This is a genomic window from Oscillibacter sp. MSJ-31, from assembly GCF_018918025.1.
Lineage (GTDB): Bacteria > Bacillota > Clostridia > Oscillospirales > Oscillospiraceae > Hominicoprocola.
This window is the reverse complement of sequence record NZ_JAHLPT010000027.1, coordinates 1-19,468: the sequence shown is the minus strand read 5'-3', so window position 1 is coordinate 19,468 and position 19,468 is coordinate 1. Positions and strand designations below refer to the sequence as shown.

The 19,468-nt window shown below is 54.3% G+C and carries 23 protein-coding genes; 11 read left to right on the top strand and 12 right to left on the bottom strand.

The features are described 5' to 3' along the window. Positions 1–117: 117 nt before the first annotated feature. The 4 genes from KQI17_RS12195 to KQI17_RS12180 form a co-directional block, all read right to left on the bottom strand. Entirely contained in the window at positions 118–336 is a 219-nt protein-coding gene (locus tag KQI17_RS12195) for a helix-turn-helix domain-containing protein (RefSeq protein WP_216496487.1), read from the bottom strand. Between the two features lie 18 nt (positions 337–354). Then, a complete protein-coding gene (locus tag KQI17_RS12190; protein WP_216496486.1) occupies positions 355–768 on the bottom strand; it encodes a helix-turn-helix domain-containing protein in 414 nt (137 codons plus the stop codon). Continuing rightward, complete coding sequence (locus KQI17_RS12185) at positions 765–1,118, bottom strand: hypothetical protein (RefSeq protein WP_216496485.1); 354 nt, start codon at positions 1,116–1,118, stop codon at positions 765–767. Before KQI17_RS12185 ends, KQI17_RS12190 begins: the two co-directional genes overlap by 4 nt. A gap of 155 nt (positions 1,119–1,273) precedes the next feature. Then, positions 1,274–1,663, bottom strand: coding sequence for a sigma-70 family RNA polymerase sigma factor (locus KQI17_RS12180; protein ID WP_216496484.1), 390 nt, complete (start codon positions 1,661–1,663; stop codon positions 1,274–1,276). Positions 1,664–2,068: 405 nt separating this feature from the next. On the opposite strand from KQI17_RS12180, the gene KQI17_RS12175 reads away from it, so the two are divergent. Beyond that, positions 2,069–2,491: a transposase gene (locus tag KQI17_RS12175; protein ID WP_216496483.1), complete on the top strand. Its 423-nt coding sequence runs from the start codon at positions 2,069–2,071 to the stop codon at positions 2,489–2,491. Between the two features lie 18 nt (positions 2,492–2,509). Here KQI17_RS12175 and KQI17_RS12170 read toward each other — a convergent pair whose 3' ends face one another. From KQI17_RS12170 to KQI17_RS12150, 5 genes are all read right to left on the bottom strand, one after another. Beyond that, on the bottom strand, positions 2,510–2,656 hold the full coding sequence (locus KQI17_RS12170) for a hypothetical protein (protein WP_216496482.1): 147 nt from the start codon (positions 2,654–2,656) through the stop codon (positions 2,510–2,512). Positions 2,657–3,163: 507 nt separating this feature from the next. After that, the gene (gene rpoN, locus KQI17_RS12165; protein WP_216496481.1) at positions 3,164–4,480 is read right to left on the bottom strand and encodes an RNA polymerase factor sigma-54; all 1,317 of its coding nucleotides are present in this window, start codon (positions 4,478–4,480) and stop codon (positions 3,164–3,166) included. 36 nt (positions 4,481–4,516) lie between these two features. Continuing rightward, positions 4,517–5,974, bottom strand: a complete 1,458-nt coding sequence (locus KQI17_RS12160; RefSeq protein WP_216496480.1) for a sigma-54-dependent Fis family transcriptional regulator — start codon at positions 5,972–5,974, stop codon at positions 4,517–4,519. 141 nt (positions 5,975–6,115) lie between these two features. After that, positions 6,116–6,898, bottom strand: coding sequence for an enoyl-CoA hydratase-related protein (locus KQI17_RS12155; protein WP_216496479.1), 783 nt, complete (start codon positions 6,896–6,898; stop codon positions 6,116–6,118). Continuing rightward, positions 6,898–8,082, bottom strand: coding sequence for a CaiB/BaiF CoA-transferase family protein (locus KQI17_RS12150; protein ID WP_216496478.1), 1,185 nt, complete (start codon positions 8,080–8,082; stop codon positions 6,898–6,900). The genes KQI17_RS12155 and KQI17_RS12150 overlap by 1 nt, the downstream gene beginning before the upstream one ends. Positions 8,083–8,467: 385 nt before the next feature. On the opposite strand from KQI17_RS12150, the gene KQI17_RS12145 reads away from it, so the two are divergent. From KQI17_RS12145 to KQI17_RS12100, 10 genes are all read left to right on the top strand, one after another. Next, the gene (locus KQI17_RS12145) at positions 8,468–9,661 is read left to right on the top strand and encodes a thiolase family protein (RefSeq protein WP_216496477.1); all 1,194 of its coding nucleotides are present in this window, start codon (positions 8,468–8,470) and stop codon (positions 9,659–9,661) included. 29 nt (positions 9,662–9,690) lie between these two features. Further along, on the top strand, positions 9,691–10,575 hold the full coding sequence (locus KQI17_RS12140) for a 3-hydroxyacyl-CoA dehydrogenase family protein (RefSeq protein ID WP_216496476.1): 885 nt from the start codon (positions 9,691–9,693) through the stop codon (positions 10,573–10,575). A 60-nt stretch (positions 10,576–10,635) separates the two neighbouring features. Further along, the gene (locus KQI17_RS12135; RefSeq protein ID WP_216496475.1) at positions 10,636–11,157 is read left to right on the top strand and encodes a tripartite tricarboxylate transporter TctB family protein; all 522 of its coding nucleotides are present in this window, start codon (positions 10,636–10,638) and stop codon (positions 11,155–11,157) included. Positions 11,158–11,205: 48 nt separating this feature from the next. Next, positions 11,206–12,225, top strand: a complete 1,020-nt coding sequence (locus KQI17_RS12130) for a tripartite tricarboxylate transporter substrate binding protein (RefSeq protein ID WP_216496474.1) — start codon at positions 11,206–11,208, stop codon at positions 12,223–12,225. Positions 12,226–12,297: 72 nt separating this feature from the next. Then, on the top strand, positions 12,298–13,785 hold the full coding sequence (locus tag KQI17_RS12125) for a tripartite tricarboxylate transporter permease (protein WP_216496473.1): 1,488 nt from the start codon (positions 12,298–12,300) through the stop codon (positions 13,783–13,785). Positions 13,786–13,897: 112 nt separating this feature from the next. After that, positions 13,898–14,908, top strand: a complete 1,011-nt coding sequence (locus KQI17_RS12120) for an AEC family transporter (RefSeq protein WP_216496472.1) — start codon at positions 13,898–13,900, stop codon at positions 14,906–14,908. Positions 14,909–14,945: 37 nt separating this feature from the next. Further along, on the top strand, positions 14,946–15,734 hold the full coding sequence (locus KQI17_RS12115; RefSeq protein WP_216496471.1) for an enoyl-CoA hydratase/isomerase family protein: 789 nt from the start codon (positions 14,946–14,948) through the stop codon (positions 15,732–15,734). A 289-nt stretch (positions 15,735–16,023) separates the two neighbouring features. Further along, positions 16,024–16,536, top strand: a complete 513-nt coding sequence (locus tag KQI17_RS12110; RefSeq protein ID WP_216496470.1) for a hypothetical protein — start codon at positions 16,024–16,026, stop codon at positions 16,534–16,536. 24 nt (positions 16,537–16,560) lie between these two features. After that, positions 16,561–16,803, top strand: a complete 243-nt coding sequence (locus KQI17_RS12105; RefSeq protein WP_216496469.1) for a hypothetical protein — start codon at positions 16,561–16,563, stop codon at positions 16,801–16,803. 36 nt (positions 16,804–16,839) lie between these two features. Beyond that, on the top strand, positions 16,840–17,190 hold the full coding sequence (locus KQI17_RS12100) for a hypothetical protein (RefSeq protein WP_216496468.1): 351 nt from the start codon (positions 16,840–16,842) through the stop codon (positions 17,188–17,190). On the opposite strand, the gene KQI17_RS12095 is transcribed toward KQI17_RS12100, so the two are convergent. The 3 genes from KQI17_RS12095 to KQI17_RS12085 all read right to left on the bottom strand — a co-directional run. Further along, positions 17,178–18,332: a site-specific integrase gene (locus KQI17_RS12095; protein ID WP_216496467.1), complete on the bottom strand. Its 1,155-nt coding sequence runs from the start codon at positions 18,330–18,332 to the stop codon at positions 17,178–17,180. The genes KQI17_RS12100 and KQI17_RS12095 overlap by 13 nt on opposite strands. Then, the gene (locus tag KQI17_RS12090; RefSeq protein ID WP_216496466.1) at positions 18,325–18,624 is read right to left on the bottom strand and encodes a hypothetical protein; all 300 of its coding nucleotides are present in this window, start codon (positions 18,622–18,624) and stop codon (positions 18,325–18,327) included. Before KQI17_RS12090 ends, KQI17_RS12095 begins: the two co-directional genes overlap by 8 nt. A gap of 202 nt (positions 18,625–18,826) precedes the next feature. Beyond that, positions 18,827–19,468, bottom strand: a 642-nt coding sequence (locus KQI17_RS12085) for a M20/M25/M40 family metallo-hydrolase (RefSeq protein ID WP_216496465.1), incomplete at its 5' end; no start/stop codon positions are given.

Below are 19,468 nucleotides of genomic sequence, written 5' to 3'. Positions count from 1 at the left end.
AGATCTCCAATACTTTATTTGAGGCGGCCAGGCGATCCACTTTGCCGCCTCTGTTTTGCTATGCTCTTTTTCTGCCGATAACTTTTCTTTGAATTAGGACTTGACTTTTTAGCAGGTTTACAGCGGTGCGTTTTTTGAACCGCTGTTCGCGTCGATCCATGCGAGAAACTTATCCCTTGGAACAACGATCCGGCTGCCAATTTTGAGCGCGGGGAAGCTGTTGCTTCGTGCCAGCTCATAAGCACCGGCACGAGAGATGCCGAGCACAGCAGCAACTTCTGCAACGGAAAGCATCAGCGGCAGATCATCATAGCTTGTGTAGGTGGAATGCTTCATTGCGCTTTTCCTTTCTCCTCATGCTCCGGGCAGCAGATCCATTTCGGACAGCTTGCGCTGAACTTGTTGCCGCTCTGCTGCGCGCTCGACCGCAGACAGTTGGCGCGCGTGAAAGATTTCTATGGCTTCACGGATCGGCCGGATGGTGTAGCGCAGGTTGCCGTTCTTCTTGATGCCGGAACGCATCAGGACAGAGGTTGGCTCTGTGGAGACGAGACCTTTCTCTGCGAGCGCATCAACGTATCGCATGACCGTGTTCTTTGCGCGGCCAACTGCGTTGCCGATCGTAGTGTAGCTCGGCCAGCACTGATAGGTGCGTCGGTTTTCAAGACAGCGAAGATAGGCATACACTGCGATCTCGCTTGCGTCCAGTCCGAGCGAAAAGATTTCGTTCGGCATGGTGAAATAGTTTTTGTTACTGAATTGATTCATGGGGTGTCCTCCTGTTCGTTGGGGTGAAAGAGTTGGATGAACTCCTTTGCGGAATGGACGATGCCAAACTCCTTGAGCTGCTGGTAGCGGATCAGGTCGCAGAGAGTACGCAGACTGATCTCTGCATACTCCAACAGCTTGTCGGTCACCAGCATTTGCTGGTAGGTGTCCAGTTCGGTCGGCGCATCCGGGGATCGGAAGAAAGTGAGCAGTTCATCTTTGGCTGGTACACTATCCGGCATCTCCTGCTGCATCTCTTGACGGATGTAATCGACGACCTCCCGCTCGGCTTGGGAGGTCAGAAAGTGTAGTAGTTGTCGCTTGCTTTGTTCAAATGGATTCATAGTCATACACGCTCCTTTTGTGTTCGGATGAGGCGGTAAGGCTGCGGCCAACTCAGCCACGCTCCGATGGAGGAGCGGATTTGCCTCTCACCTATAAGGACACTCAGAGCGCATTTGTAAACCGGAAAATAAAAATTTTTCAAAAAAACTGAGAAGCCCTGTCATGAGACAGAGCTTCCCAGCTTTTCGTGTAGCTTTTTCAGCCGCTTTGATACCGCCATTCTGGAGATGCCGTAGATCTGACTGATCTCCTCCATCGTCAGCTCACCGCTGTATCGGAGGGAGAGCAGGTTCTGACCTTGCACGTCCAGTTCCGCAATGGCTCCCCGCAGATTTTCAAGCCGGAGGTTCCCGAGCACCGCATCCTCCACGGGACGCTTGACGCACTCAAAGCCGGACAGCACCGTTTCAAACTCACTTTTACTCAGGGGCCTTGCGTCCTGCTTCTCCTGCGCCTGTTCCCGTTTTCGATCCTGCTCAAGGAAGTCTGCGACCTCCTTTGGCACCGATATTTGCTCACCATTGTAGACGATAACGACGTTGTCGTTCATTTGTGTCCTTTCCGCTTTCGACGGAAGGGTACACACCCGCGCTGCCGGTACAGCGCCAAAAACTGTCGACCTTCATGGAGCATCCTGCGTACAGGGGTGGTCATAATGCCCTACGGGGCCCATGAATGCCTGAGGCCACACCGGGGTGTGGACCTCACCGGAAAGCCGCGAGATTCGGCTTTCGCCTGTTATTAGTATAAAGCGGGTGCGAGAGGTTGTCAAGAGTGGGAAAATACATGGTAAGCTACAGGTGTGGGCATCTCTTGACATGCCATAGCATGAATTTTATAATCTATTGAAGAAAATTGTGTTGATGTAGATGCACCATCCACGCAGATCGTCATTACGGAAGCGATACGAGTCCTCCGCACGGTGGAGGCGTCCCGTGACGCTATTTTAACACAGATGCAAGCTCTCGCCAAGACTCTGCCGGAATATTCTCTCGTGCGCGAAATGCCCTGCATCGGGGACACGCTGGCTCCGCGCCTGATTGCGGAGATTGGAGATGTCCGCCGCTTTCATAGCAAGCGGGCTCTCATCGCATACGCCGGCATCGATGCGCCGCCGTACCAGTCCGGCAAATTCCGCGCGAATAACCGGCATATCTCCAAGCGGGGAAATCGCTATCTGCGTAAGACCGGGTACGAAGTCATGCAGAGCTATGTGATGCACAAACCGGCAAACGATCCGATTTTCACTTTCATTGAGAAAAAACGTAGCGAAGGAAAATGTGGTAAACTTGCCATGGTGGCAGGCCTGAATAAGTTCCTCCGAGTCTATTATGGCAAGGTCACAGAGTTCTACCGCAGTTTGTCGGCAATAGAATGAGCTGAGATCTCCAATACTTTATTTGAGGCGGCCAGGCGATCCGCTTTGCCGCCTCTGCTTTGCTATACTCTTTTCCTGCCGATAACTTTTTTTAATTAGGGCTTGACTTTTTAGCAGGTTTGATACTTGCTCACCATTGTAGACGATAACGACGTTGTCGTTCATTTTGTGTCCTTTCCGCTTTCAACGGAAGGGTACACACCCGCGCTGCCGGTACAGCGCCAAAAAACTGTCGACCTTCATGGAACTTCCTGCGTACAGGGTGGTCATAATGCCCTACGGGGTCCATGAATGCCTGAGGCCACACTTACGGTGTGGACCTCACCGGAAAGCTGCGAGATCAGGCCTTATAAGGATTTAGGCGCGCCACATCAATAGCCTGCACGGTCGAAGAGAGCTTCAAGGGCTACGAAAAGCGCAGGGAACTGAGTCGCTTCTATGGCAGACGCTCGTACGACCGCTCCAACGGGCGGGGTTCCATACAAGATGCCAAAAGAGATATGGCAGGCAAAATGGTTACTTCTAAACCACGCTATAGCAACGGGAGGGAATGATATATTTGTAAATAGTTCAGAGGACAAGATATCGAGCGTGGCGGCCACCTTGTAGTGTTTATTGTAATGGTCGCTTACCGTACTGGTTTCGACTACATGCTGTGCGTTTACTGTTTACTTAATGTTTGCGTAGCACAGATGATGGAATTCCCATAGAGATGCGGTATTTTGAGACTACACGGCGACTGACCTTCAGGCCGGAGGCAGCGAGCGCGCGGCAGAGCGCTTCATCGGACAATGGTGCGTCGGGTGCTTCTGCCTGAATAAGCGCGCGAAGGCGCTGTTTGACGCTGTGCGAGGACAATTCCTCATCCGAGCGGAGCGCTGTCGTAAAGAGGCTGCGGACGGGAATGGTATTGCCCTGAAACTCGATGTATTTATTCTGCACCGCGCGGCTGACAGTGGAAACGCTGATATGCATTTTTTCGGCGAGCTGCTGCATGGTGATGGGGCGGAGCGCACCGCCGCGGCAGAAGTAATCCTGCTCCGCATCCGCAAGCTCACGGGTAAGCCGGAGGAAAGTATCGCAGCGGGTGTGGATCCCCTTGACAAGCGTTTGCGCTTCGGAAAGCTTCTCCTTGAGGTACTGTGCGACCTCCGGCTCCGCTGCGCCTCGGAGCATTTGCGTGTAATCTTCATTGATGGAAATGCGGGGCAGGATATGCTCATTCAGTTCGATGGCCACAGTACCGTGCTCTGCACGGAAAACCACATCGGGCACCGCATAGGCGATCTGCCGTCCTGATGAAAACCCGCGCGCAGGGATCGGATTGAGTGCAAGGACGGCCTTCCCCGCCCGCTTCGCCTCGCCCACGCTGACGCCAAGCTGCGCAGCCAGTCCGGCATAATTGCGTGAGCCAAGCAGCTCCAGCCCATTCTGCGCGATGGAAAGTGTGAGCCGGTTAAAGTCTGCACCCTGCACGAGCTGAAGCACCAGGCATTCCGAAAGACTGCGTGCGCCGACGCCTGGCGGGTCGAGCATCTGTACGGCATAGAGTGCCTGCTCAAGCGAAAAGACAGAGCAGCCGGTCTCGGCCGCCAGTTCCTCAAGCGGACAGTCGAGATAGCCGCGCTCATCCAGACAGTCAATCAGATAGAGGCAGAGCGGAAGCATTTCGCTGTCCACCAGCTTGGTCTGTCCGATCTGATCGTACAGATATTCCCGAAAGGTCTTTTCCCTTGTAAAGCAATCATCGGGCTTTTCCCAAGGCTCTGCCGCACGGCGCGGTTCATCCCACGCCGTGGGTGCCTCTGCCGGCAGTTCAACTTCGTAATAGGTGGGCGGCTGCACCTCCAGCAGGGGGTTGGACAGCGCAAGCTCCTGAACGTATTCGTTCAGCTCAAGCGCGGACATTTGCAGGCAGTCCAAGGACTGCCGCATGGACTGTGTCAGCGCAAGGCGCTGCACCTGTGCAATATTCTGCTCTAATTTCATGCGGTCGCCTCCTTGAGGTGCCCGCCGCGGAGGAGATCAGTCCTCGTAGCGGCAGCGGGAAGACAGATGATATTCGCGAATCTTGTATTGAAGCGTGCGAAGAGAAATGCCCAACAGACGGGCAGCATCCTTGCGGCGGCCGCCGCAGCTACTCAATGCGGCGGTGACGCGCTCCCTTGTCAGCTCCTCGCTGCGGTATCCGCGCGGGTTCGTGTCGGCAAGAAGCGAGCCGTGGAGCGTCCCCTCGCGCTGGGGGCGTTCCGCCTCCTCGCTCGTGAGCATACCCATGGGGATATGCTTGATCTCACGGACGGAGGACGGTGTCATGACGACAATACGCTCAACAAAGTTGCGGATCTCGCGTACATTACCCGGCCATTCGTATTGGTTCAGATCTTCCAGCACCTGATCGGAAAAGCTCTTTTGCAGGTTGTACTTCTGGCAAAAATAGTGCAGATAGTGCAGGCAGAGGGGAACGATATCCTCCTTGCGGTTGCGTATAGGCGGAATGGTAAGGGGGATCACATTGATGCGATAGTAAAGATCCTCACGAAACGAGCCGCCGCGCACCATCGCTTCAAGACTCCGATTTGTTGCCGCAATAAGGCGGAAATTGACCTTCTTGTAATGGGTAGAGCCTACGCGCTGGATGCTCTTGTCCTCGATCGTCCGCAGTACCTTTCCCTGCACAGAGAGCGGAAGCGAATTGATCTCATCAAGGAAGAGCGTACCGCCGTTCGCACTTTCAACAAGGCCCGCCTTGCCCTCCCGATTCGCGCCGGTGAAGCTGCCGCGCTCATAACCAAACAGCTCAGATTCGATCAGATTTTCGGGAAATGCCGCGCAGTTCACCGTGATGAAGGGCTGATCCTTACGGTCACTATGGTTATGGATATAGTGCGCCACGACCTCTTTGCCGCTGCCCGATTCGCCATACAGGAGAACGGTCGAGTCCAGCGGTGCGATCTGATCGGCAATCGAGAGCATTTGACGAAACTCGGCGCTCTGCCCGACGATCCCCGGCCCGACTGACTCGACAACATCCGTGTGAGGATTCATGCTATACCGGTCTAAAATCTTGTGATCCGCCAGAAGCCGGTGGTAAGTCTCCTCAAAATCAGAGATATCCTGTAGCATGGTAAGAACATACTGCACATTGCCGGAATCATCCAGAATGGGCGTCGCCGTCGTAATGCGCATCCGAGGTGTGCCATCTACCTGCTGTGAATTGCGGTAATATTGCAGACGGCTGACCCGCCGTTTTTCCTGACAAGCCAAATCAAATACGCAGGAATCCATAGTCGGCGAAAAATCGTGCACATTCATTTTCAGGAACTCCTTACGGGGAATGTTCCTCCAGTTGACGGTGACCATGTTGACAAACAGGAAACGACCCTCCGCATCATTTATGTTTACGCCGACATCAAGATTATCGAGGATGTTGGGCAGGGATATATATTTAAGAATGTCTTGATAATCAAAGCTGTCCGGCATAAGTCGTTCCTCCTGTCCGGGATGCGGTCACAATGCACAGGGTGATGCACCATCCGTATTATAATCATGTTCGCAAAAAAGTTCAACACAAACGCTGCGGGCAGAACATCTTTACTGCCCGCAGCGTTTGCGGTTCGCGGATCAATGACCGGTGAAAGCCGCCGTCCGCTTTTCAAGAAACGCCGCCGTACCCTCTTTGCGGTCGTTTGTGCTGAAGGCAATGGTCTGTGCAAGGCGCTCAAGGATCAATGCCGTATTCATATCCGTTTCAAAGCCCTGATTGATCACGAGCTTTGCAAGATCCACCGCGACAGGGCCTTTTGCCGCGATGCTGTGCGCCATCTGCACAGCGGCCTCCATCAGCTCCTCGCGGGTATCGCCGGTGATCTGATTGACAAGCCCGATACGGTACGCCTCCTCTGCCGTGATGATACGCCCGGTAAAGATCAGTTCCTTAGCACGGCCGACGCCAACCAGACGTGCCAGACGCTGTGTTCCGCCGGCGCCCGGCATGATACCGAGGCCGACCTCCGGCTGACCGAACTTGGAGCGTGCGGTCGCAATACGGATATCGCACGCCATCGCCAGTTCGCAGCCGCCGCCGAGCGCATAGCCATTGATCGCGCAGATGACGGGCTTGCAAAGATCCTCAATCTCTTTAAGTGCAAGAGAGGATGTACCCTGAAGCATCTTCAGATAGTCGCGGTCATGGATCTCGCGGATATCCGCGCCTCCCGCCAGCGCCTTGTCGCCGGTGCTGGTGATGATAACGATCTTTACAGAATCGTCGTCCCGTGCCGCGTGGACAGCGGTGCTGATATCGTGCCACATTTCCGGCGTGAGCGCATTGCGTGCCTCCGGACGGTTGAGCGTGAGGAAAAGGATGCCAGAGTCGATCTTAAAGAGAATGTTTTCAAATTCCATCAGATGATCCCCGCTTCTTTCATCTCGGTGAGCTTTGCATCGTCCCAGCCCAGCACCTCACGGTAGATCTCACTGTTATGCTGGCCGAGTGCCGGAGCACCCCGATGCTCACTGCGGTAACCGGAGGTCATTTTGATCGGCGTGCCCATGGCCGGGATCGTGCCAAGGACCGGGTCATCGACCGGGATCACGATCTGCTGCTCGTCTACATAAGTGTCGTTCGCCAGATCCATCGGTGTAAACAGAGGGCCGCTCGGTATACCGGAAGCCTGCAAAACATCGACGATGGGAAGTGTTTCCTTGTCAGACAGCCAGTTGAGAATGATCTGTTCCAGTTCCTCAATGTTTGCGATGCGGTGCGCGTTGTCGGAAAAGCGCTCATCAAGCATCTGCTTATCGCCGATCAGTTCGACGAGCTTTTCATACATTTTCTGACTGGAGGCAGCGATGTATACATAGCCGTCCTTCGTCGCGTACAGATTGCAGGGTGCAACCGTCGGGCGGCGGTTGCCCGTGCGCAGGGAGGTCTTGCCCGTCAGACGATATTCTGGGATGCGCCACTCAAGGCCGCAGATGAGCGAGGCGGTGATCGAAATGTCGATCAGCTGGCCCTGACCTGTGCGCTGCTTGCCGAGCAGAGCAATAAGAATGCCCTGAACAGCCTGATACGCGCCGTTGTAATCGCCGGAGATCGTGCCGGTCTTATACGGAATACCGTCCGGCTCGCCGTTGCATGCCATCTGACCGGACATGGCCTGCATGACCATATCGAGAGCCTTATTGTCCTTATAGCGGCCCGTCAGGCCAAAGCCGCTGATGCAGCAGTAGATGATGCCGGGGTTGCGCGCCTTGACATCCTCATAGGTCAGGCCGTTCTTCTTCAGGAAAGACGCCGTATAGTTCGTGACAAATACATCCGCCTTCCCCAAAAGCTGCATCATGATCTCGTGCCCCTCGGGCGTGCCAACATTCAGCGTGACAGAGCGCTTGTCCCGGTTAAACGCACGGTAGTAAAGGCTTTCTCCCTTATAGAATGGGCCGTTGCCGCGTGTGACATCGCCCGCGCCGGCACGTTCAACGTGAACAACATCTGCACCCCACTCACCGAGGATCTGTCCGGTCAGTGGGCCGGCGACCCAATGCGTCAGCTCTACGACGCGGATACCTTCTAAATTCATAGACATGAGAAAAACTCCTTTCGACTGCGGTACACAGCCCGCTGATCTTCTAATCAATAAACAAGCAAAAACCGTGCCAACAGGATAGGTCTGCAAATGGTGCAGACTTCTGCAAAAAACTCATGCAGAGCAGGAGAAGTGCAAATGCACAAAGTGCATTGATATGCAAATAAGTGCAATTACTTCTGCAACTGCACTTATTTGCGCAATTGCAGAATCCAAATGCAGGGGAAGCATACCATACATTAATAGAAAACACAAGAAAGAATCCCCCCAATATCCTGCCCAAATTCAAGAAAGCCGAAAAATTTCCGTGCCGATTCTGGTTGGCACGGATTTTGCTTAGTGATAAGCGTAGGATAAATTTCTTCGCAAGGCAAGGAGGGATCATATGAAGTTCGAAGATGTTTATATCGTGGGGGCGGTGCGCACAGCAATCGGAAAGTACGGCGGATCGCTCAAGACCGTTCCCTCGCACGAGCTGGGCGCGCTGGTCGTAAAGGAAGCGCTGCGGCGTTCGGGCGCCAATGGAAACGAGATTGACGAGGTCATTCTCGGTGAGGTGCGGCAAAGCACCGAGGCTTCAAACATCGCACGCTGCGTTGCGCTGGAGGCGGGACTGCCCGAGTCTGTCCCCGGCTTCACGGTCAATCGGCTCTGCGCGTCCGCCATGCAGGCAGTTTTTTCCGGCTGCCAGGAGATCTGGTGCGGGCAGGCGGACGCCGTCATCGCGGGCGGAACGGAAAATATGAGCCGTGCGCCGGTTTATCTGCGCGGTGCCCGCTGGGGCGGCAATAAGCCCGTGCTGGTCGATTCCAATATTGAGGCCGGAAGCACGGCAGCACCCGCGATCATTTATGGTGCGGGCTTGAGTATGACCAAGACGGCCGAAAATGTCGCGGAGCGTTTTGGGATCACTCGTGAGCAGCAGGACTCTTTCGCGGTCGAGAGCCAGAGAAAAGCGCTGGCCGCCATTGGGGCTGGTTATTTCAAGAACGAGATCGTTCCCGTTGAAGTGAGGGAGAAGAAAAAATCCTTCACTTTCGATACGGATGAGTTTCCGCGGCCCGGAACAACGATGGAAGTGCTTGCCGGACTGAAGTCCATCGTGAAACCGGGTGGAACTGTAACGGCCGGCAACTCCTGCGGCTTGAACGATGGTGCGGCCGTGGTCGTGCTGATGTCGGAGAACAAGGTCAAGCATCTTGGCCTCAAACCGCTCGCACGCATCGTTGATATCGCAACGGCCGCGCTCGATCCGGAGATCATGGGCTACGGCCCTGTTTACGCAACACGGAAGATCATGCAGCACAGTGGAATGACGATCGAGCAAATGGATCTGATTGAGCTGAACGAGGCGTTCGCATCGCAGTCGGTCGCCTGCATTCGTGACCTCGGGTTCGACCCACAGAAGGTCAATATCAATGGCGGCGCGATCGCGCTGGGACATCCGCTGGGTTGCACCGGCGCACGAATGATCGTTACCCTACTGCACAGTCTCCAACGCACCGGCGGACATTACGGACTTGCGACGCTTTGTATCGGAGGCGGACAGTCCATGGCGACCATTATTGAAAGAGTTTGACCGTGTCAAGAGAAAAAGGAAGTAGTGCTATGGGTATGAAACAGATAAAAACCGTGGCGGTCATCGGCGCGGGTGCCATGGGACAGCAGATCGCGATGAGTGCCGCACTCTACGGCCGCAACTGCGGATATCGGGTATTCCTCTGTGATTCGTTTCCCGCCGCGGTCGAAAAGGCCGCCAAATGGGCGAAGGAGTATCTCGAGGGGCGTGTTGCAAAGCAGCGGATTACGCAGGAAGAAGCGGATACGGTTGCCGAAAACCTGATCATTACGCAGGACATCGACCATGCGGCGGCGCAAGCAGACATCGTTATTGAAGCGGTTATTGAAAAGCTGGAGGTAAAACGTGAAGTCCTCGGGCATATCAGCAGGCTGTGTGCCGCTGACACGATTCTTGGAACGAACAGCTCCAATATCGTCAGCTCCAAGCTCGCCGATGCGGTGGAGGATCCCTACCGCCTGATGAACATTCATTTCTTCAATCCGGCGCTGGTCATGCAGCTTGTTGAGCTTGTTAAGGGGCCGCATACCTCGCAGGAGGCGATCGACGCTGCTGGTATGTTCATTCGAAGCATTGGCAAAAGCCCCATTGTGATCCGCAAGGAGATCCCTGGCTTTGTGGCCAACCGCATCAATGCGGCGGTCGCCAATGAAGCGTGTTCGCTTTTGGAAAAGGGCGTTGCCAGCGTAGAGGACATTGATACCGCCTGTGAAAAGGGGCTGAACTATCCGATGGGGCCGTTTCGTCTGATGGATCTGACCGGCATTGATGTCAATTACTATGTCCGCTGTGACCGCTACGCGGACACCGGAGATGAACGCGACAAGCCCAGTCCGCTGGTTGTGGAGAAATTTAAAAAAGGGGAGTTTGGCAGAAAAACCGGAAAGGGCTGGTATGATTATTCGACCAAATAACAATTGTTTTCCGCCAAAAAACTTTATAAAATATTTATAAGGAAAGGAGGGGTTCGTCCAATGAATGAGCCGAATGTGAAGAAGAAAAGCATCAAGCAATGGAAGAGAGATTTGATCTACGGAGCTGTCATGATCCTGTTTGCTGTTGGAAATATGATCTATGCCAGCACGCTCCCGCCGGGAAGCATCCGGATCAAGGCGGCACAGGCCGGCACTTATCTGACGATTGTAATGGTTCTGCTTGGCTTGCTGGGCATTGTTCTGGTTGTGCGTTCACTGGTAAAAAAGCCGGATGGCGACTGCGAGCTGGTTTTTAACCGCACGACCGTTATCACCATTGTTTCGATCGCACTCTACATTCTGGTGCTGAAAAAGCTCGGCTTCCTGCTGAGCAGCTTCCTGCTGGTGTTCTTTTTGATCGCCTACTACAGCTGGGAGGAGCAGACCGAAAAGGTAAAGGGCAAGGCGCTTGTAAAAAACTTCGCAAAGTACGCGGCCTGCGCGATCCTTACCACTACAGTCTGTTGGTTCCTTTTCGGAAAGGTTCTTACCGTCGTTCTTCCGGAATTCACCCTGTTTTAATCGGGAACATCTCTAATTAAATAAAAACAACATGAAGAGGAGAAGGAAATGAAAAAGTTTTTTGCTCTCGCACTTGCTATGGTCATGCTTCTCGGTCTGATGACCGCCTGCGGCCAAAAGGAAACCCCCAGCAATGATAACGCCCCTGCACAGCAGGGGGAAACTACCCTTAACTTCCCGACCAAGACGATCGAAGTGGTCGTTCCCTATTCCGCCGGCGGCGGTCTGGACGTCGTCACGCGCTATGCGCTTGAGGCGCTGGATGTTCCGGTCTCCACCACAGTCACGAACATGGTCGGCGGCAGCAGCCTTGTCGCTATCATGGATGTTGCCAACGGCGACCAGAGCGGCCACCGCTATATTGCTCACCATCCGGAGAGCATGTCCGCCTATTATCTCGGTGGCGTCTTTGATCAGGACTACGGCAAAGAGTTCAACTGGATCTGCAGCTATGCCTATGATCCCATGTGCGTGGTCGTAGGCAAGGACTCTCCCATCAATTCCTGGGAAGACCTTGTCGCGGACGCCAACTCCCGTCCCGGCGAGCAGACCTGGGGCGGCTCCGGCAATCTGAGCACCAACCATATGGCTGCGGCGCTTGCTATGGATATCGGCGGCTTTGAGGCTCTCTATGTTCCTTACAACGGCGCGGCTGATGCCCGTATCGCCTGCATCGGCGGCAATCTGGATGTTTTCATCGGGCAGACCTCTGAGATGGTCGCCTACGCTGAGTCTGGCGATCTGAAGGTCATCTGCACCTGGGGCGAGGAGCGCTCTGAGTGGCTCCCCGACGTGCGTACCTTTGCCGAGATCATGGGCACCACCGACGGCACCGTTTACGGCCTGCACCGTGGCGTCATGGCTCCCAGCGGTGTGCCCGAGGAAGTCCGCCAGTACCTTGAGGATGCCTATAAGACTGCTACCACCGATCCCGAGTGGCAGAAGGGTGTTTCTGAGAATCTGCACTATACGCCTGTGTTCTGCACCGGCGCCGAGTGCGAGCAGATCTCCGAAGACGCTTATGCTATGGCCGAACGCGCTGTGGAATACATCAACAGCCACTCCTGATCATCGCACTTCCGGCTCCCGCTGTGACCGGTTTAGGTCACGGCGGGAGCGAGAGAAAAAGGAGAAACAGTTATGCAATTTATTATCGCCGGATTCCAGGGAATCTTTAATGAACCGATCATTCTGGTCTACCTGATTTTCGGAATCTTTCTTGGCATGGTCATGGGTGCCATTCCGGGTTTGACGGCCAGTCTCGCGGTCACGCTGATGCTGCCGTTCACCTACTCCATGACGCACACGGCAGGTATTTCCCTTCTCGTTGCACTTTATGTCGGCGGTATCTCCGGCGGCTTGATCTCCGCGATTCTGCTGAATATCCCCGGTACGCCGTCTTCACTTGTCACCTGCTTTGACGGCGGCCCGATGGCAAAAAACGGCAAAGCGGGTCTCGCACTTTCCCTTGGCGTATTTGCCTCCTTCGTCGGCGGGATCGTCAGCGCGGTCGCACTGATCTTCATTTCCCCTCTAATGGCAAAGCTCGCGCTGCTGTTCGGCACATGGGAGTACGCCGCAATGGGCATTTTCGGTCTTTGCATCGTTGTCAGCCTGACCGGTGAGGATACCGCGAAGGGTCTGATCGCAGCGATCGCCGGCGTTATTCTCAAGATGGTCGGCATTGACTCTCTATCCAATGTTCCGCGCTTTACTTTCGGCGCATGGCAACTGAGCGCAGGACTTTCCCTGCTTGCCTGCCTGATGGGCCTGTTTGCCATGACGGAGATCCTTATGCAGGTTCGTGATCTGCAGGAGGTCAGCACGATCCGTGAAAGCGGTAAGGTTCCCATGTTCCCCGGCAGGGAAGTGCTCAAGGGAACCGGAAAGGTGTTTGCTTCCTCCGCGCTGATCGGCGTCGGCGTCGGCATTCTTCCCGGCGTTGGCCAGACAACCTCCACGCTGCTTGCCTACACCTATAACAAAAATACTTCTAAGCATCCCGAGATGTACGGTACGGGCTGTGCGGAGGGCGTCATTGCCTCTGAGACAGCCAACAATGCCACCTGCGGCGGCGCGTTGATCCCCATGCTCTGCCTGGGTGTTCCTGGCGACACTGTCACGGCGATCCTTATGGGCGCGTTCATCGTCCACGGCATTACCCCGGGCCCGTTGCTGTTCACCCGCAATGTTGATCTGGTAGGCGTCGTGTTTATCGGCTATCTGCTTTGCAACATCATCATGTATGTGATGGAGTGGGGCTTGATGAAGGGCTTTATCAACCTGCTCAAGATTCCGATGAATTATCTCTATCCCATCGTGCTGCTCATGTGCATCATCGGCACCTATTCCACCAACAACCGTGTGTTTGACTGCGGCGTTTTCCTTGCAGTCGGTGTCCTCGGATATGTGCTTCGCAAGAATAAGATCCCTCTGGCACCGATCGTACTCGGCTATGTGCTCGGCGACACGGTGGAGACAAATCTGCGCACAGCGATCGTTTCCACACAGGGCAATATACTCCCCTGGTTCTCCCGTCCCATCTCCGTCGCGTTCCTCATTGCCGGAGTTGTCATGCTGTGCCTGCCGCTGCTTCGCTCCTATAAAAAGAATCGTAAGGCAGCCTGATTCCTTGACGAACATACCCAATCTCCTTTGACGAGTGCCTCTGCCGCAGCCTTTTGCGGCAGAGGTCCTCTCCACATTGAATCCCGTACGGCGGTACCGATGGAGGAATGCTTTGGCTACTTTTTTGTATGCCTTTAATGCCATTGCACCGATTATACCTTTGATCGTTCTTGGCTTTTTCCTGCGCAGATGGGGCTATTTTGATGACTATGTGATCCGCAAGATCAATGCTTTCGCATTTCGCTTTACGATGTCATCGCTCATGTTTTGCAACATGTATTCGCTGGACACGCTATCGGCGATCCACCCAGAATATATCGCATTGGTGCTTGTGAGCATTCTGTGCATCACGGCGACTGGGTTTGTGCTTGCGCAGCTTGCCACCAAGCGGCGCGGTCGGCGAGGCGTTATCATACAGGCGAGTTTCCGAAGCAATTTTGCCGTGATCGGGCTGATCTTGGCGGGCAATCTCTGCGGCGATGCGGGCAGGGTGATCGCAACCGGCATTCAAGCGCCCGGCATCATCTACTACAACATCGCCGCCGTACTTTGTCTGACCGCTTATGCAGAGCGGCCGGGAAAGGCGGTAAAGAAACGGGATGTGCTTCGAAGCATCGCCACAAATCCGATGATCCTTGGTCTGTTTTTCGGTATGTGCTGTCTGCTGATCCGCGGTATGATCCCGCAGGGTTCGGATGGATCGCCTGTTTTTTCGCTGGAGAGAGACCTCTCATTCCTTTACTCCTGTGTGAAGCATCTGGCAGATATGACCACCCCGTTGGTGCTGATCACCTTGGGCGCACAGCTCAATTTCTCCGCGGTCGGCGGAATGAAGAGGGAACTGGCCGCCTGCGTTATCATGCGGCTGCTGGGTGCGCCCGCCATCGGCCTTCTGACTGCGTTTGCGATGCAGTATGCGGGATGGATCCGTCTGACGCCTCCGGTCATCAGTGCGATGCTCAGCTTCTGGGGCGCGCCGATGGCGGTCGCCGGTGCACTGATGGCGGAGGAAATGGGCTGCGATGGCGAGCTTGCTCGGCAATGTGCGGTTTGGACCTCAGCGCTAAGCCTTTTTACCCTTTTTTTATGGGTCTTGTTGTTGCGTACAGTTGGACTTTTGTAGTAAACATCAATTAAATCAATAGAAAGCAGGAGATGAAATGGAATTCAAGCATATTCTTTATGAAGTAAAGAATCATGTTGCTTATATCACGCTTAATCATCCCGAAAAGCGAAATCCTTTGAACATTGAAACGCAGCGGGAGCTGCACGATGCCTATGATCTCTGTGATTATGATGATGAGGTGCGTGTTGTCGTTATCCGTGGTGCCGGAGGAAACTTCAGCGGCGGTGGTGATTTGAATGTGATGAAGCAGCGGATCGACGCCGATGTCAGAGGTACGCGGCAGGCTTGCCGTGCGGGTGCAGAGGCGAATCTGCGCCTACGGCATGTGAAGAAGCCTGTCATTGCGTGGGTAGAGGGTGCGATTGCGGGCGCAGGCATTGCACTGGCGCTTGCCTGTGATTTTCAGATTGTGAGTGAGACTTCCAAGTGCCTGTTTGCTTTCGTAAACATCGGATTTGTACCGGATTGCGGCTCAACTTATTTTGTGACCCGGGCAATCGGTACGACGCGTGCAAGCGATCTATTTCTCAGCGGGCGCCGCTTTACTGGCCGCGAAGGCGCGGACTGGGGTCTGTTTACTGAAGCGGTGAGTCCCGAACGATTGGAGGCGCGCGTAGAGGAGTATATTGAAAAGTATAAAAACGGACCGACGGTCGCGTATGCCAACATCAAAGAACTGATCAACCGTGCGCAATTCTCTGGCTTTGCAGATGCTATTTTAGCAGAGGCTGATTGTCAGGGCCGCTGTGAGATGAGCAGCGACTATAAGACGGCGGTCACAGCATTTTTAAGCAAGGAAAAACCGAAATTTATCGGACAGTAAAGAAAAGAATAGCGCGATAGTTTGGCACAAACTATCGCGCTATTGCTAAAAAGCACTTTTATTTGGAATACAGTAGTGCGAAATATGACAATGTGAGCGTGGACAAGATGGCTTTTGCAGTCCTATAGCTTTTGGTATTTGGGATTAACAAAGAGAGGGCAAATGTGTGGACATATTCTTTGATTGGTACAGCGGTGCGTTTTTAGAATGAATATGAGGATGCGGTGACTTCAATTTCCTACTTCATTTTTCGTAAAAACCGTGGTATACTGCTTGTGAGGTGAGAGCTGTGCAGTTTCGTCCGTTTGTTTATGATGCTGCCAATCATCAGGTGCCAGCAGTTATTGAACCGATGACGCCACAAGATGCCGCATTGACGGATAGAGAACCATTGTGGCAGACCTCTTGGGCGAGTGAATACTTAGCTAACGAAGGCTATAAAAAATACGCAGCCAGAGTTGGAGATGAGCTGATTGCTCTGGCGGCGTATGAGATCCTTCCGGCTGCGCTGGTCGTACACATTGTGTATATGGAGGCACAGCCGGAGTCAAATCCTACACTTGACGGTGGAATTTCCCAATATAGAGGAATTGGAAGGCTGCTGATTGCCTATGGCATTAAGCTGTCCATCGACAGCGGTTTGACCGGCGATGTGGTACTTGAAGCGAAGACGACGAGCTTGGCGAAGCACTATGAAGAAGACTTTGGAGCCGTTTTGCTCCCGACCTTCCAGTCTTCTGCACCAAGGTATTTGATTGCGGACGAAGCCGCCAAACGAATTTTCTTTACCTATCTTGTTTGACTTTTTTGCGAGGAGGTGCTTTGCATGGATACGAACAAAACCAGACCGGCATCTGATGCGGCGTGGTATTGCCGCAAGGATCCAGAAGAAGAACGCTTTTATGAGATATTCTTTCAGCTGTGCCGCAAATATAGTGTGCGCTGGGCAAGCGCCACGCCGAAAGAGAAAGACTTTATTGAAGAAGTGACCCGTGTCACCTATGAGCGGGATAGGGCGCAGCGGCTTGGTTTGCCGCTGTCGGAGGTGCGCCCCTCGTTCGCGTCCTGAAAGTGGCTTGACCCACACCGTGACCCACACGGGGAAATGAGCGGATGGAAACAATGGAGCAAACAGGCTGCGACCTCATCCTTTTTGGATAAAAAATTACCGAAAAGCCTTGTACAGCAGGGGCTGGAAGGCTCTACGGCAGTTGGTAAGGATGAGGTCGGCAGTTCGAATCTGCCCAGCAGCTCCAAAAAGCATCGAAAACTTCGGTTTTCGGTGCTTTTTTGTTGCAAAAACGCCGAAAATGGTGCGAGCCAAAATGTGGGTCAACTGCTGACCCACACCGTGACCCACACGCGGAAATGTGCGGATAGGTTTAAAGAGTACCGGAGAGAAGGTTTCGCCTTCTCTCTGGTACTCTTGTGTTCTTATTCTGCTTACATGACCTGAGCCATGAAATTGCCCATTGTTTGTGCTGCCTCGTCCTGCTTCTGCCTTGTTGCGTGGGTGTAGGTTCGCAGGGTGAATCCTGCATCGTAGTGACCGAGCATCGAAGACACCGTTTTTACATCTACACCATTCTGTAGTGCCAGCGTGGCGAAGGTGTGTCTGAGATCGTGGAAGCGTATGTGTGGCAGTCCTGCGTCTTTTAGTATTTTCTTATGCAGGTTTACGATGGAATCGGGATAGTACATCTCGCCCGTGATTGGCGACGGAAACATGTAGGGACTGTCAGGATGCTTATTATGTTCTGCTACGAGGAGGTCAACGGCTTCTTGCGGTATGCTGACCTTGCGGACCGAGGTCTCTGTTTTCGGTCGTGTTAGCGCCAGCTCACCGTTTGGATTTTTCACATACTGTTTGCTGACGGATATAGTGCGGTTCTGGATGTCGAGGTCAGACCAGAGAAGGGCAGTTAGCTCGCCCTTGCGCAAGCCCGTGACCAGCTCCAGATAGAACATGGGGAGCAGTCCTCTCCTGTCAGCAGCTTCCAGATAATCCTTGATGTGCTCAGGCGGAAGAATCTGCATTTCGATTTTTTGAACCTTCGGTGCGATGCAGTCCTCGGTCGGGTTCCGCAGGATTAGGCGCTCCTTGACCGCCCGTTCCAAGGCACTGTGCAGCATCAGATGTAGGCTGCGGACGGTCGTGCTGCTGAGCCCCGGATTGCCATGACCGCTCTTGCGGTCGATGCGACCGTTTTCCATCAGCTCTTTGTAGAGCTTTTGCAGATCGTGTGCGGTCAGCTTGGTGAGCTTGATATTGCCGATGCGGGGAATCGTGTACTGCTCGACCATCAGATGGTAGCGGTCTGCCGTGGCAACTCTTATGTTTGGCTTGGCGTAAATGTCGTACCAGCTTCGCAGCCATGTGGCAACGGTATACTCATCGGCACGGCTGACATCGATACCCTTGACTGATTCCAGCGCTGCACTCAATGTTGCCTTGCATTCCGCCTGCGTCTTGCCGAGGACGTTTTTGATGATCCGCTTGCCTGTCTCGGGATGATAACCCGCGGTGTAGCGACCTTCCCAGCGTCCATCGGACCGCTTGCGAATGCTGCCCTCTCCGTTGGCGCGTTTCTTAGCCATGTGTGTTCACCTCGCTTATAGGTTCTTCGTCTTCTTTTTCGAAGGAGTAGAGACCATCTGCCTCCAGCTCCGTTGCGATGCCCCATGCAAGCTTGAAGCCTGCGGTGAAGCTCATCAGCGTGGAGTCCACCAGCAAGGTGTTCTGTGCGTCGAGCAGATGGAGCAGTCTGCGCCGACTCTCTGTTCCCAAATCCTGACGCAGTTCTTCCCGCACACATCTGATCCGCTCATCCAGTTCATTATGCTCCTGCCGGTCAAAGTGCTTTTGCAGGGACTTCGTGTAATCGTTCATCGTGCTACCTCCTTTGGTAGCCACAACACATACCACAACTCCGCGAAGAAAGCTATTACTTTTTCGAGCATCTTCTTTGGTTACAGCGGTGCGTTTTTGGAGAGGTCCTATTGTTTTCAGCAGCGCAAAATATGTGCGCTCTGCACGAGAGAGTATAGAAAGGACGCCGCGGTGAGCGGCGTCCCTGGAAAACGGCTTACTGTTATTCTTTCACGGCAAGCTGTGCCACAACATCAAGAAACACATTGGCGCCGGCGGCAAGGTCAGCGTCGCGTGTCAGCTCCAGCGGATTGTGGCTGACGCCGCGGACGCTTGGAACGAAGATCATCGCCGTGGGACAGATGCGAGCAAGCATCTGCGCATCCTGCCCTGCGCCGGAGGTCATGCGGCGGCAGGAAAGCCCCCGCGCGGCGGTGGAGCCTTCGATGAGCCGCACGATCCCCTCGTCGAAGAGTACCGGATCAAAACGGCTGAGCCGCTCGGCTGTGATCTTGACGCGGTCGGTCCTTTCCAGCTCCGCAAGATAGTCGGCAAGCGCCTGCTCCTCGGCGCAGAGCTGCTGCGCGTCGGGGTTGCGGACGTCCACGGTGAACACAGCCCTGGACGGAATGACGTTGATGGCGTTTGGCTCGAACGCGATGCAGCCGGTGGTGGCGACGGTGCGGCTGCCCGGCAGCTCACAGCGGCGGCGCAGGAAGGTGATGACCTTCGCGGCGGCGAGGCCAGCGTCCACGCGGTAGGCGGTCGGCGTGGTGCCGGCATGGTTCTGCTCTCCTTCGATGGTGACGCGCTGCCAGGAAATGCCTTGCAGGTTTTCGACCGCGCCGATGGAAATGCCCTCGGC

Coding starts and splice junctions, on each gene's coding strand:
- rpoN (WP_216496481.1), bottom strand. CDS start 4,480: ATGAAATTAGAGCAGAATATTGCACAGGTGCAGCGCCTTGCGCTGACA.
- KQI17_RS12145 (WP_216496477.1), top strand. CDS start 8,468: ATGAAGTTCGAAGATGTTTATATCGTGGGGGCGGTGCGCACAGCAATC.
- KQI17_RS12190 (WP_216496486.1), bottom strand. CDS start 768: ATGAATCAATTCAGTAACAAAAACTATTTCACCATGCCGAACGAAATC.
- KQI17_RS12175 (WP_216496483.1), top strand. CDS start 2,069: ATGCAAGCTCTCGCCAAGACTCTGCCGGAATATTCTCTCGTGCGCGAA.
- KQI17_RS12195 (WP_216496487.1), bottom strand. CDS start 336: ATGAAGCATTCCACCTACACAAGCTATGATGATCTGCCGCTGATGCTT.
- KQI17_RS12100 (WP_216496468.1), top strand. CDS start 16,840: ATGAGCGGATGGAAACAATGGAGCAAACAGGCTGCGACCTCATCCTTT.
- KQI17_RS12140 (WP_216496476.1), top strand. CDS start 9,691: ATGGGTATGAAACAGATAAAAACCGTGGCGGTCATCGGCGCGGGTGCC.
- KQI17_RS12095 (WP_216496467.1), bottom strand. CDS start 18,332: ATGGCTAAGAAACGCGCCAACGGAGAGGGCAGCATTCGCAAGCGGTCC.
- KQI17_RS12180 (WP_216496484.1), bottom strand. CDS start 1,663: ATGAACGACAACGTCGTTATCGTCTACAATGGTGAGCAAATATCGGTG.
- KQI17_RS12170 (WP_216496482.1), bottom strand. CDS start 2,656: ATGAACGACAACGTCGTTATCGTCTACAATGGTGAGCAAGTATCAAAC.
- KQI17_RS12090 (WP_216496466.1), bottom strand. CDS start 18,624: ATGAACGATTACACGAAGTCCCTGCAAAAGCACTTTGACCGGCAGGAG.
- KQI17_RS12155 (WP_216496479.1), bottom strand. CDS start 6,898: ATGGAATTTGAAAACATTCTCTTTAAGATCGACTCTGGCATCCTTTTC.
- KQI17_RS12150 (WP_216496478.1), bottom strand. CDS start 8,082: ATGTCTATGAATTTAGAAGGTATCCGCGTCGTAGAGCTGACGCATTGG.
- KQI17_RS12135 (WP_216496475.1), top strand. CDS start 10,636: ATGAATGAGCCGAATGTGAAGAAGAAAAGCATCAAGCAATGGAAGAGA.
- KQI17_RS12185 (WP_216496485.1), bottom strand. CDS start 1,118: ATGACTATGAATCCATTTGAACAAAGCAAGCGACAACTACTACACTTT.
- KQI17_RS12125 (WP_216496473.1), top strand. CDS start 12,298: ATGCAATTTATTATCGCCGGATTCCAGGGAATCTTTAATGAACCGATC.
- KQI17_RS12115 (WP_216496471.1), top strand. CDS start 14,946: ATGGAATTCAAGCATATTCTTTATGAAGTAAAGAATCATGTTGCTTAT.
- KQI17_RS12160 (WP_216496480.1), bottom strand. CDS start 5,974: ATGCCGGACAGCTTTGATTATCAAGACATTCTTAAATATATATCCCTG.
- KQI17_RS12105 (WP_216496469.1), top strand. CDS start 16,561: ATGGATACGAACAAAACCAGACCGGCATCTGATGCGGCGTGGTATTGC.
- KQI17_RS12130 (WP_216496474.1), top strand. CDS start 11,206: ATGAAAAAGTTTTTTGCTCTCGCACTTGCTATGGTCATGCTTCTCGGT.